General features: G+C 51.6%; 11 protein-coding genes. 7 read left to right on the top strand and 4 right to left on the bottom strand.

Translation table 11 applies throughout. The annotated features are described in order from the left end of the window. Positions 1–280: 280 nt before the first annotated feature. Together nth and B5D20_RS08465 are read right to left on the bottom strand one after the other, a co-directional pair. Positions 281–913 (bottom strand): endonuclease III, encoded by a 633-nt coding sequence (gene nth / locus B5D20_RS08470; protein ID WP_078665801.1) that lies wholly within the window; start codon positions 911–913, stop codon positions 281–283. Next, positions 910–2559 (bottom strand): diguanylate cyclase, encoded by a 1650-nt coding sequence (locus tag B5D20_RS08465; RefSeq protein WP_078665800.1) that lies wholly within the window; start codon positions 2557–2559, stop codon positions 910–912. Before B5D20_RS08465 ends, nth begins: the two co-directional genes overlap by 4 nt. Before the next feature lie 123 nt (positions 2560–2682). Here B5D20_RS08465 and B5D20_RS08460 point away from each other — a divergent pair, with 123 nt between their 5' ends. The 4 genes from B5D20_RS08460 (at position 2683) to B5D20_RS08445 (ending at position 4825) form a co-directional block, all read left to right on the top strand. Beyond that, entirely contained in the window at positions 2683–2916 is a 234-nt protein-coding gene (locus B5D20_RS08460) for a DUF896 domain-containing protein (RefSeq protein ID WP_078665799.1), read from the top strand. Positions 2917–3007: 91 nt separating this feature from the next. Then, positions 3008–3499 carry a rubrerythrin family protein gene (locus B5D20_RS08455; protein ID WP_078665798.1) on the top strand — a complete coding sequence of 164 codons (492 nt, stop codon included), beginning with the start codon at positions 3008–3010 and terminating at the stop codon, positions 3497–3499. 96 nt (positions 3500–3595) lie between these two features. After that, positions 3596–4504 carry a patatin-like phospholipase family protein gene (locus B5D20_RS08450; RefSeq protein WP_078665797.1) on the top strand — a complete coding sequence of 303 codons (909 nt, stop codon included), beginning with the start codon at positions 3596–3598 and terminating at the stop codon, positions 4502–4504. Between the two features lie 51 nt (positions 4505–4555). Continuing rightward, on the top strand, positions 4556–4825 hold the full coding sequence (locus B5D20_RS08445) for a DUF3243 domain-containing protein (RefSeq protein WP_078665796.1): 270 nt from the start codon (positions 4556–4558) through the stop codon (positions 4823–4825). Between the two features lie 21 nt (positions 4826–4846). On the opposite strand, the gene B5D20_RS08440 is transcribed toward B5D20_RS08445, so the two are convergent. Then, positions 4847–6655, bottom strand: coding sequence for an ABC transporter ATP-binding protein (locus tag B5D20_RS08440; RefSeq protein ID WP_078665795.1), 1809 nt, complete (start codon positions 6653–6655; stop codon positions 4847–4849). An 89-nt stretch (positions 6656–6744) separates the two neighbouring features. Between B5D20_RS08440 and B5D20_RS08435 the strand changes: the two genes are divergently transcribed. From B5D20_RS08435 to pruA, 3 genes are all read left to right on the top strand, one after another. Beyond that, positions 6745–8490: a sigma 54-interacting transcriptional regulator gene (locus B5D20_RS08435; protein ID WP_078665794.1), complete on the top strand. Its 1746-nt coding sequence runs from the start codon at positions 6745–6747 to the stop codon at positions 8488–8490. 150 nt (positions 8491–8640) lie between these two features. Beyond that, the gene (locus tag B5D20_RS08430) at positions 8641–9570 is read left to right on the top strand and encodes a proline dehydrogenase family protein (protein ID WP_242952059.1); all 930 of its coding nucleotides are present in this window, start codon (positions 8641–8643) and stop codon (positions 9568–9570) included. Positions 9571–9595: 25 nt separating this feature from the next. Then, the gene (pruA, locus tag B5D20_RS08425; protein ID WP_078665793.1) at positions 9596–11143 is read left to right on the top strand and encodes an L-glutamate gamma-semialdehyde dehydrogenase; all 1548 of its coding nucleotides are present in this window, start codon (positions 9596–9598) and stop codon (positions 11141–11143) included. 10 nt (positions 11144–11153) lie between these two features. On the opposite strand, the gene B5D20_RS08420 is transcribed toward pruA, so the two are convergent. Next, on the bottom strand, positions 11154–12464 hold the full coding sequence (locus tag B5D20_RS08420) for an APC family permease (RefSeq protein WP_078665792.1): 1311 nt from the start codon (positions 12462–12464) through the stop codon (positions 11154–11156). Positions 12465–12512: the final 48 nt, after the last annotated feature.

Raw genomic sequence — 12512 nt, 5'->3', positions numbered from 1 at the left:
TCCACTGCGGTGTCGTACTGAACGCCGATCTGGTAGGCGCATATAACATTCTGCAAAGGTATCTCCGTGAGTCCGGTCTGGCACTGCCGGACCGGTCGGGAGTAGTGGGCGCACTGGCACGCCCTGCGGTCAACCTGTTCGTGTGGAGAAAAACCACACCGTCAGGCCGTGAACAGGGGACGTTCGGGCAGGCCGCTTAGGTCTGTACCGGGCAGCCGCGAATTATAAAACCAACCACTTCTAGAAGGGGAACCCCACCCCTTTTAGGGGTGGGAGGATGTCAGAGCAACTTATGCGGAAACTGGCAGTCCAATGCTACCGGACATTCCTGGCACCGGGGCCGGCGCGCCTTGCACCAGGTACGCCCCAGAAAGATAAGCCAGTGATGGGCCTGACCCCACCGTTCCCGGGGTAACAGCGCCATTAACTGTTCTTCCGTATCTCTGACATTATCCGCCCGGGCCAATCCCAGTCGGTTGGCCACCCGGAAAACATGGGTATCTACCGCCAGAGCCGGCTGTCCGAAAGCATTATTCAACACCACATTGGCTGTTTTGCGCCCTACCCCGGGCAAGCTCTCCAGCTCCTTCCGCTGGTCTGGAACCTGCCCGCCATACTTTTCCACCAGTTGCCTGGCCATGGCCACCAGATGCCGGGCTTTGTTATGATAGAGGCCACAGCCCTTGATATACTCTTCCACTTCCTCCACTCCAGCCCGGGCCAGGGCCTGAGCATCGGGAAAACGGGCAAACAAGGCTGGAGTGAGTTTATTTACCTGTTCATCAGTGGACTGGGCAGAGAGGATAGTAGCTACCAGCAGCTCAAAGGGATTACGGTATTGAAGGGCAGGCCTGGGGTCAGGCCAGATGTGGGCCAGCTGATCGAGAATCCTGTTAGCCAGTTCCCTGTTCATACCATAACCACCCTGTTCCTGCCCTCGGCTTTAGCCCGGTACAAAGCCATGTCAGCCCGATTGACCAGCTCGTTGGCCATGGTCTTATAATCCCCCAGAGATGGTACCCCCACCAGGTCCGCAACCCCAAAGCTGGCTGAAAGGGGCAGCTTTTCGCCCTGAGCATCAACCTGGACCTCAGCCAGCTTTTGGCGCATGCGTTCAGCCAGCTGACTGGCGGCACTCCCTGAAGTACTGGGACAGATGATAATAAATTCCTCCCCGCCATAACGCCCCAGGATATCCGCCTTGCGGGTACTGGCCCGCAGCAAGTCTGCCACCTGGCGCAAAACCTCATCACCAACCAAATGACCATACGTATCATTGATATTTTTGAAGTAATCTACATCCACCATAATCACCGAAAGCGGCTCTCCATAACGCAGAGCATGGGCCACCTCTGAGGGCAGTCGATTCATGACATAGCGCCGGTTGTAACACTGGGTGAGGGGATCGGTAATAGCCATCTCTTCCAGTAAACGATTGCGGCGTTCCAGCTCTCCCCGCTGTTCCTGTAATTCATCCAGGGTTGCTTCCGCTTCGGCCCGTACTTGCTGGAGCTGAGCCATCATTTCATTGATAGCCAGGGCCAGTTTTTCAATCTCCCGGTAAGAATACACCCTGACCGGGCTGGAATAATCTCCGGCAGCGATACGCTGAGTGGCTTCCACCAGTTCCTCCAGGGGCTGGGTCAGTCGTTTGCTCAGATAGTTGAACAGGGGCATAATTCCGGCAATAAGCAAAAGCAAACTGATACCCGCCACTTCAAAAGCCAGCAGTCTTAGCTGGTCTGCCATTTTATTGATATTGCTTTCCACAATCAGTACCCAGTCCGCCTTGCGTAAATAGCTCCAGTGGCCCACCACCGGTTCCCCGGCATGATTTTGATATTTGTGCACTTGCCGGTAAAGGCGATCCTCCATTATCGCTTTCCAATCCGGATAAAGCCGCTGTCCGCTTTGCTCCTTATCCAGAAGTTTACGCTCTGCCGAAGCAACAATAGTTGTCCCGGTGGCAGTGGTCAGGTAAATCTGAAAATCCCCGTCCAGATTGACCATCTCAAGGATTTCCCGCAAGTGTTCCAGGTTCAGAGTAACGATTAAAATCCCCTGAATTTTTCCTCCCAGGTACAGAGGTCTGGCCTGTACCAGCACCGGGCTGCCGGTAACCCGACTAATTACTGGCTCGGACATCACTGTCTTTCCTGCCAGTGCTGCCTTGAAATAAGCCCGATCGGCAACATTCAGGCTATTATCCCCAGTACTGTTGGCCCAAACCCAACCGGCTGGATCAGCTACACCAATGGCATCCAGTTCAGAAAACTCCCTGGTTTCATGAACAAGCCAGGCCTGTAATTTTTCTCGATCGTTCAGCAATCTGTTAGCCTCTTCGGCTAACTGCTGCAGTTTAGCCATTTTTTCCGCCTGCCATTTTTCCACCGCTGCCTTCAGCCGTTCATCCACTTCCTGGACATTGTTCTGGAGTGCTTCTTCATATTTGGTGATAGCCAGATATTGAAAAGTGAGAATCTGAATAATACAAAACGCCAGAAAGGCCAGGGCAAAATGTTTCATTATTGAAATCCGCAGGGGCCTTTTTTCCACCATCCTCCGCCGCCCATCCTTTCCCTTAACACCTTACCCTTTATCATAACAAATATTTTGCCAGAATGGAATTATATGATAGTATTGTTTTAGTGAAAAAAAACAAACTAAGGGAAGAGGTGTCTTATGATTACCAGAGAACTGATTGACCGCATTAATGAACTGGCCCGCAAACAAAGACAGGCTGGCCTGACCCCGGCGGAAAAGGAAGAACAGGCCATCCTGCGCCGACAGTACATTGAGAATATCAAAGCCCAGGTTAAACAAACTCTGGAAAGCATCGAATTTGTTGAGGAACTGCCAGAAATGGAATTCTCCTGTTCCTGTGGTTGTCAGGGAAAACACCATCACCATCACTAAATTTTTTTCCAGAAAATCCTTGACAGACAGAAAACTTTTTGCCATAATATAATCGTAACAATAATGATTACTAATAAGGGGGAAGATAATGATGAGTACTACTGACAATCTGAAAGCCGCTTTTGCCGGCGAATCCCAGGCCAACCGCAAATATCTGGCCTTTGCCAAGCAGGCTGAAAAAGAAGGTTATCCCGGTGTAGCCAAACTGTTCCGCGCTGCTGCCGAAGCGGAAACTATTCACGCTCATGCCCATCTGCGGGTTTTAGGAGAAATCAAGAGCACAGCTGAAAACCTGCAGGCTGCCATCCAGGGTGAAACCTACGAGTTTGAAAAAATGTATCCCGGGTTCATTGCCACAGCCCAGCAGGAAGGCAATAAGCAGGCTGAAAGGTCCTTCCACATGGCCAATGAAGCGGAAAAAGTTCACGAACAACTGTTCTCCAAAGCTCTGGCCAATCTGGAAAGCAAGTTCGATGCCGAATATTTTGTGTGTGAAGTCTGTGGTCATATTGCCGAAGGGAATGCACCTGACAAATGCCCCATCTGTGGCGCCCCTGGCAGCAAATATTTTCAGGTAAAATAAAGCTTCTACCAGCCCCTCTGTCTAATACAGAGGGGTTATTCTTTACCCGGGAACAGGCATATATATGTGGTAAATCCTCGGGTTTGGAGGCAAACCATGAGTTACTGCATTCTCTGTTTTGACGGTGGCGGTGTGCGGGGGATTTATGCTTCGCTCCTCTTGCAGCGCCTGAGTACCCACCATCCCGCCCTTCTCGCCCAAGCAGATCTGCTGGCCGGTACCTCCAGTGGTTCTTTTATTGCCCTGGCCCTGGCAGCCGGCCTTACCCCGGAACGCTTACTGGAATTTTTCTCAGTCGATACGGCAAAACAAATTTTCCGTCCCCGTTATTTTAATCTCTGGCGGCCACGTTATCAGCAGAGTCAGCTGAAAAAAGTCCTGGAGCAGATTTTTCCTCCTGATTTGTGCCTCAAAGATTTAAGGAAAAAAGTGGTGATCCCCACCTTTCAGGTAGCTCAGATGCGAGCCCCCTGCTGGCAACCCATCTTTTATCACAATTTTCCCGATTCACCTTATCTGAATTTACGGGTTCTTGATGTGGCGCTGGCCTCCAGCGCCGCCCCTACTTTTTTCCCCGCTCATCGTGGCCACATTGACGGCGGGGTAATTGCCAACAACCCCAGTCTGGTCGCTCTGGGCCTGGCAGTCGATCCCGCCGGAGCCAGTCGGGAACTAAAAGAAATAGTTTTACTGTCTATCGGTACAGGCTTAGGACCTCATCGGCTGCCAGAACACACCGAACACTGGGGGATTTTACAATGGACATTTATCCTTACCTCCGGCTGTCAGGTTGAATTTCCCCTGCTTACTGTCCTGACGGAAGGAGATGTGGAGGCTGATGCCCGTATCGCCTCCAGCCTGCTCGGTCATCGCTATTTTCGCTTAAATCCGCTCCTGCCTCGCCCGGTTATTCTTGATGCCTGGCAGGAAATCCCCCGGCTCCGCCGCTGGGCAGAACTGGTGAATCTCACCGAAACCCTGACCTGGTTACAACAGCACTGGTAATGTATATTAACACCCTCTGTTCACACATACTAACAAGCGGAGGTGATATTTATGACCCCGCAGATGACCAGTGACTGGGAACAATGGAAACAAACCCTGCATTCTTTAGTAGATCTAGGTGAACGGGTAGGCCTGGAGGAGGAAACTATCAGCAAGGCCGCCTATAAACTGGGTAACTTCCTGGCTGATAAAGTGGACCCCAAAAACCGCGAACAGCGCCTGCTCAAAGAACTATGGGATGCTGGTGATGAAGAAGAGCGCAAGGTTCTGGCCCATTTGATCATTAAAATGGTTAACCGGGATAATGTCGCCCAGCATTAAGTATTTACAGAGCCGACCGGTTTATCCGGCCGGCTCTGCTGTTTGTCCAAATTGCTCCCGGTATAACCTGGCGTAGCGGCCATTTAGTGCCAGCAACTCCTGATGGGTTCCTTCCTCCACAATTTTCCCCCCGGCCAGCACCAGGATGCGGTCTGCCGAGAGAATAGTGGAAAGCCGATGGGCAATCACCAGGGATGTCCGAGTTTTTAGTAAAGGTTCTAAAGCCTGCTGAATCAGCTGCTCCGAATGGGAATCCAGGTTGGAAGTAGCCTCATCGAGAATAAAGATGCGGGGGTTTTTTAAAATCACCCGGGCCAGGGCCAGCCGCTGTTTCTCCCCACCGGAAAGCCGATAGCCCCGCTCCCCTACTACCGTATCATACCCTTCCGGCAAAGACATAATCAGGTCATGGATATGAGCTGCCCTGGCCGCTGCCACCATTTCCGCTTCCGTCGCTTCAGGCTTGCCGTAGAGGAGGTTTTCCCGCACAGTAGCATGAAAGAGAATGGTCTCCTGGGTCACCAGCCCGATATGCCGGCTCAGGGTAGCCAGGCTTAAATCCCTGATGTCAATTCCATCTAATCGCACTTCCCCCTGCCAGGGGTCAAAAAATCGTGGTACCAGGTAGCTGATAGTGCTCTTCCCTGCCCCACTGGGCCCCACAATCGCCACTGTCTGTCCGGGTTCAATGGCAAAACTCACCCCTTGCAGGATAGGCCGGTCTTTTTCATAGCCAAACCAGACATCCCGGAATTCCAGCCTCCCTTTAATTTCCGTCAGAGTAACCGATTCCCCTTTTTCCTGCACCTCAGGCACTTCATCCAGAAAGGCAAACAAACGCTCAAACAGGGCCAGGGAACCCTGGATGTTCACCACCAGGTTGGCCAGGGCTGAAACCGGCATATAGAGCCGGCTGAGATAGGCAGTAAATGCAACTACTGTCCCTATGCTGAGCTCCCCTTTGATAGCCTGCCAGCCCCCAAACCAGTAGATAAAAGCAGGGCCGGCGGCGGTGATTACCCCCAGCAACATAAAAAACCAGCGGCCGATCATTTTCTGTTTTAGCTCTAACTCCAGCAGCTCCCGGTTCTCCCGGGCAAACCTGCTGTTTTCTTCCCACTGGCGGCCAAAGGCCCGGATCAGCATGGCCCCGGAAATGTTGAGGGTTTCCTGCATCAGACTGGACAAGTCCGCCAGTTTCTGCTGGGCCATTTTACGGGCCCGGTAATTCATGCGGCCTACCTGGCGGGTGGGTAAAACCAGAGCCGGCAAAACCACCAGGGCCACCAGGGTCAAACGCCAGTCCAGCCAGAACATGGAGCCCAGAGTAACCAGAAAAACCAGGCCATTATTGAAAAGCCCGGTAATGGTATCCCCCACCACATTCTGTAAGCCCCCCACATCATTGGTTAACCGGGAAATGATCTCCCCTGTCTTGTGGCGGACAAAAAAACTGAGACTGAGTTGCTGCAAATGTTCATACATTTGCTGGCGCAAAGTATACATCAGCTTCTGTCCAATCAGAGTAGCCAGATAAAACTGAGCCACCCCCAGCAATCCCCCCAGCAAAGCTGCTGCAATTATCCCAGCCACCAGCAGGTTTAATAACCCCAGTTTCCCCTGGGGGATTGCCTGGTCCAGAATCAGTTTAATCAGATAGGGCTGTAATGCCCCCATAGCCGCTCCCCCTAGAATACAGAGCAGCACCAGCAACCATTGCCGCCAGTAGGGCCACAGATACCCTGCTATTCGCGTTAACAAACGGGGGTCCGGTTTGGTAATTTTCTTCTCCTCCAGACCCCAATCCACTCCACTGAATGGATGGGCCATTTTCTCTCCCTCCCAGCAGGAATTTTGCCTGAACAGGCGAATACTGTTATATAAAAGCGTCAATTTTTTGACACCCAGGAGGAATCGGTATGTCATCTCTTACAGCTGCAGCAGTAATGTCCACAGCTTTTCTGCGCCGGGAAGCTCACATCCCTTTATCCCATTTACAGGCTCAGCTGACCTCTACCAGAGCAGAAGCAGTGCTGATCCTGGGCAAAAAAGGCCAGATCCGGGGCTTACTCAGCCGGGAACGAATCCTGGCCGCCCGTTCAGAACAGCCTCTGCCTATCAGCAAAGTCTTTTCCCTGTCCAGGCCTGTAACCATTGGCCCGGACTTCTCCCTGGCCAAAATTCTGGCTTTTTTCAACCAGCAGCATCCCGGACTGGTAGTAGTGGATGAAAACCAGAATCCCCTGGGGGTAATCACCTGGGAAATCCTCACCACTGGCATTATCCGGGGCTGGCTCAAAAGTCAGGCTATCCTGGACACACTCCTTAACCATGCCAGTGAGGCTATTTGTATCATCAACGAACGGGAAGAAGTGGAATACTGGAATCCCCGGGCCGAAATCCTCTATGGCATTAAGGCAAGGGAAATCCTCGGCCAGCCGGTCAGCAAGTTTTTCCCCAATGTTCTGGTTTCCCACTCCCTGAAGGAAAACAAAGTGATTCGAGAAAGCTACCACCAGCCCCGGGAAGACGCCCATGTACTGATTACCGCCGCTCCCATTCAGTGCGAAAACCGGGTGATAGGGAGCCTCTCCCTGGAACGGGATATCGGAGATATCGTTTACTTGAATCAGGAGCTGACCCGCACCAGCACTACCGTCAAAAAACTGCGCAAGGAAATCAACCGTCTCAGTCAGAAGAACGCCTTTGCCACTATTTATGGCCACAGTACCATTATAAAGGAAACCATTAATTTAGCCAAAAAATTTGCTGCTACCGATGCTTCCCTGCTTATCCGGGGGGAAAGCGGCACCGGTAAAGAACTGTTTGCCCGCGCCATCCATGAAGAAAGCAAACGCTACAATCAGCCCTTTATTGCCGTTAATTGCGGCGCCCTGCCCTCCCTGCTTTTTGAAAGTGAACTGTTTGGCTATGAAAGCGGTGCCTTTACGGGGGCTGAGCGTGGCGGCAAACCCGGTAAATTCGAGCTGGCCGAAGGAGGTACCCTCTTTCTGGATGAAATCGGTGAGCTGGAATTGAGCCTGCAGGCCAAACTGCTGCGGGCCTTGCAGGAAAAGGTCTTTTACCGGGTAGGTGGTACTAAACCCATCAAGGTGAATGTCCGCATCATCGCTGCAACTAACCGGGATCTGGAAAAAATGATCCGGGAAGGTACTTTCCGGGAGGACCTCTATTATCGCCTGAATGTCCTTACCCTAACCCTGCCTCCGCTCAGGGAGCACAAGGAAGATTTGCCCGAACTGGCCTACTTGCTGGTCCAGGAGCTGGCCAGCATCCATCAAAAACGCATTCAGGAAATTGAGCCAGAAGTAATGGTGGCTTTTATGAATTACCACTGGCCCGGCAATGTACGGGAACTGCGCAACACCCTGGAGCGGATGGTTATTCTCTCCGATGATGGCATTTTGCGTCAGGATACCCTGCCTGCCCATCTTCGCCTGGAGAAACTGAAAGAATTGCGTTTGCCTGACAATGATACCAGCGGCCCACTGCCGGAAGTAACCATAGCTACAGAAAAAAGGCTGATTGCCGAGGCCCTGAAAAAGGCCAACTACAACAAGGCCGAAGCCGCCCGTTTGCTGGGCATCCCCCGCAGCAGCCTCTACTATAAAATGAAGGTCCTGGGTCTGACGCCAGATAACTGACACTGGCGTCAGTTTTTTGACACAAATTGGGCGAGGAAGTGCTTTTTCCCTGTATTGGGCGCCAGTTTGCTCCCGGCCAATAAATGGCACGAAAATTGCTAAATTAAATTGGCGTAAAATTGCGGCAATAAAAAATAGGGGGAAGGCATAATGGATATGAACCTGCTGGCGCGCAAAATAATTCTTACCATTGCCGCCAACAAAACAGTAGTCAACCTGGTCAGTAAACATGGGATGAAATGGGGTGCCGCCCGCTTCGTGGCTGGTAGCACTCTGGCCGAAGCTGTTCAGAGAGTTAAAGAACTGAACAGCAGAGGCATTGATGTCACCCTGGACCACCTGGGGGAAAGCATCACCAGTAAGGAACAGGCCAGGGAAGCGGTGGAAGCCTGTCTGGCTATCCTTGATGCCATCCATCAGGAAAAGCTGCGGGCTAATCTCTCCCTGAAACTGACCCAGATCGGCCTGGACATTGATTATGATTTCTGTCTCAACAACATGCGGGAAATTCTGGAGCGGGCGCAAAAGTACAATAATTTTGTCCGCATCGATATGGAAGATTCCGACCACTGTCAGATCACTTTTGATTTGTTTTATACCTTGTTGAATGAATATGGTCCGGAACGGGTAGGCATAGTAGTACAGGCCTATCTCTACCGTACCGCCGGGGATGTGGAGGAACTGATCAAGCGGAAATCCACCATTCGCCTCTGCAAAGGAGCCTATAAGGAACCTGCGGAGGTGGCATATCCCAGCAAAAAGGATGTTGATGCTAACTATCTGAAACTGGCCAAAACTTATCTCCGTTCCGGCGTCTATTTTGGGGCCGCCACCCACGACGAAAAAATCATTCGGGAGCTCATGGAATTCGTAGAAAAGGAAGGCCTGCGTAAAGAACAGTTTGAATTCCAGATGCTCTATGGTATTCGCCGGGATTTGCAAGAAGAGCTGGTCAAAAAAGGCTGGCGGATGCGGGTCTATGTACCCTACGGTAAAGACTGGTATCCCTACTTCTCCCGCCGTCTGGCCGAAAGGCCCGCTAACCTCTTCTTTATCCTGAAAAATATGCTTAAACCATAAAAAATTCAAGGGAGGTAAAATTTCCATGCTGCAAGAGTACCGTAACGAACCTTTTACAGATTTTAGCCAGCCGGCTAACCGGGAAGCCATGACCCGGGCCCTGGCCCTGGTAGAAAGCCAGCTGGGCCAGAGCTATCCTCTGGTGATCGGCAAAGAGAAAATCATGACCGAGGAAAAACTGGTTTCCATTAACCCGGGCAACAAGGACCAGGTGGTGGGCTATGTAGCCAAAGCCAACCTGGAACTGGCTGAAAAAGCCATCAAAACTGCAGAAGAAACCTTTAGCACCTGGTCCCAGGTAGATCCTGCCGTACGGGCCCGTTATCTGTTCAAAGCAGCAGCCGAAATGCGGCGGCGCAAACATGAATTCTCCGCCTGGCTGGTTTATGAAGTCGGTAAAAACTGGGCTGAAGCCGATGCTGATACCGCTGAAGCCATTGATTTCATGGAATTTTACGGCCGGGAAATGCTGCGTCTGGCCGAACCCCAGCCCCTGACCCGCATTCCCGGTGAAGACAATGAACTGTACTATATTCCCCTGGGCGTAGGGGTAATCATCCCGCCCTGGAACTTCCCCCTGGCTATCCTGGTGGGGATGACCACTGCTGCCATCGTATCCGGCAATACTGTGGTGCTAAAGCCCGCTTCCGCTTCCCCGGTAATCGCCGCCAAATTCGTGGAGCTGATGGAAAGCGTCGGCCTGCCTCCCGGGGTAATCAATTTCCTGCCGGGCAGCGGTGGTGCCATTGGCGACTTCCTGGTGGATCATCCCCGTACCCGTTTCATCTCCTTTACCGGTTCCATGGAAGTGGGACTGCGCATCTATGAGCGGGCAGCCAAACTGGCCCCTGGCCAGATCTGGCTGAAACGAGTAGTAGCGGAGATGGGCGGTAAGGATGCTATCATCGTCGACAAGGAAGCTGATCTAGAAGCCGCTGTTGAAGGGATAGTTGCTTCAGCTTTTGGCTTCCAGGGCCAGAAGTGTTCCGCCTGTTCCCGTGCCATTATCCATCAAGATGTCTATGACTATGTCCTGGAAAAAGTAGTGGAAAAGGCCAAACAAATCAAGGTCGGCCCTCCGCAAGATCCCGGCAACTTCATGGGTCCGGTGGTTGATCAGAAAGCCTATGAAAAAATCCTGGAGTATATGGAAATCGGCAAACAAGAAGGCCGTTTGATGTGTGGTGGCGGCAAAGCTGAAGGCAATGGCTTTTATCTCCAGCCCACTGTCTTCGCTGATGTCGACCCCCTGGCTCGCATTGCCCAGGAAGAAATCTTCGGTCCTGTAGTAGCCTTTATCAAAGCCCGGGATTTCGACCATGCCTTAGAAATTGCCAACAATACCATCTATGGTCTGACCGGTGCCGTCTATTCCACCAACCGCGAACATCTGGAAAAAGCCCGTCGCCACTTCCATGTCGGCAACCTCTACTTCAACCGTAAATGCACCGGGGCCCTGGTAGGCGTCCATCCCTTTGGTGGTTTTAACATGTCCGGCACCGACTCCAAGGCCGGTGGCCGCGACTATCTCCTGCTCTTCACCCAGGCCAAAGTGGTAAGTGAAAAATTATAAAAAGAAGGGGCTAAATAGCCCCTTCTTTTTTACCTGTCCACCAGTAAACCGGTAAGCCCAGGGCGGTAATGCCCAGGCTAAACAAGGAATCCAGAGGATTAGTAACCAAATTATTGAGTAAAATATAAGTTCCCCCTATCATTGCTACCAGCGGCACAAAAGGATAAAGGGGTACCCGGTACTGATCCTGGCCTATCTCCCTTCGCCGCAAAAGAAAAATTCCGGCCAGGCCTAAAACAAAGAAAATCCAGACGGAAAACATGGCCAGATCAGTAAGGCGATCAAAGCTCCCGGTGAGAATGAAGAAACATGCAATTATCACCTGCAAGAATATAGCGTTTACTGGGGTGCCAAAGGTCAGGTGAACTTTGCCGATCCAGTCACTGCCTGGTAATTGACCTTTTTGTCCCATGGCAAAAGGCACCCGGGCAGAAGTCAACAAATAACCATTCAATGCTCCGAAGATAGAGACCAGAATGCCGATACCGACAATACTGGCTCCAAATGTACCAAAGAGCATCTGAGCCGCATCCGTGGCTGGTGTAGCCGACTGTTCCAGCTGGGTCAGAGGCACTACCTTGAAAATTGCATAATTGATTGTCAGGTAAACAGCCATAACCAGCAACAGGCCGGAAGAAATAGCAATTGGTAAGTCCCGTTTGGGATTTTTCATCTCTCCAGCTACATAACTGACATTGAGCCAGCCGTCATAGGCCCAGAGAGTAGCCAGGATCGCCGCACCCAGACCGCTAATGGTAATGCGTGTTGCTGTACCGGTAAACAAGCCCAGTTGCTCCTGGCCCTGCCATAAACCAAAACCGATAATTGTCAGGATGGGTATGAGTTTGCCAATGGTAAAAATGGTTTGCACTCTACCGCCCTGTTTGGTGCCAGTTGTGTTAATCAACGCTACCAGCAATACCAGGCCGATAGCAACCAGAGTTTCTACCCAGCCAGAATAATGCAACAGCTGCCCGAGCTGGGCAGAAAAGATAATAGCCAGAGCTGCTACTATAGCCGGTCCGTAGATTACCGTTTGGACCCAGCCAAAGAGAAAACCAACAACTGGCCCATACAGTTCTTCCAGGTAGGCATATAGACCCCCTGTACGGGGAATTGCTACCGCCAGTTCCGCCATAGTCAAACCCGCCGCCAGAGTGATGATTCCACCTAGAATCCAGGCTCCCAACGACCAGGTCGGTGAACCGGTGGCTTTCAGGATCACAGCCGGTTTAAAAAAGACCCCTGCTCCAATAACCATACCCACTACTAGCATCATTGTTGTGAATAAGCCCAATTCCTTGCGCAACTGTTGTTCCAATGCTGCTCCTCCTTAGTATGTCAGTATTTAAAATTTGCCCTGTCTAAT

Source organism: Carboxydocella sporoproducens DSM 16521, assembly GCF_900167165.1.
Classification (GTDB): Bacteria; Bacillota.
The sequence above is the reverse complement of the archived record's forward strand: the minus strand, read 5'-3'. Positions and strand labels throughout refer to the sequence as shown.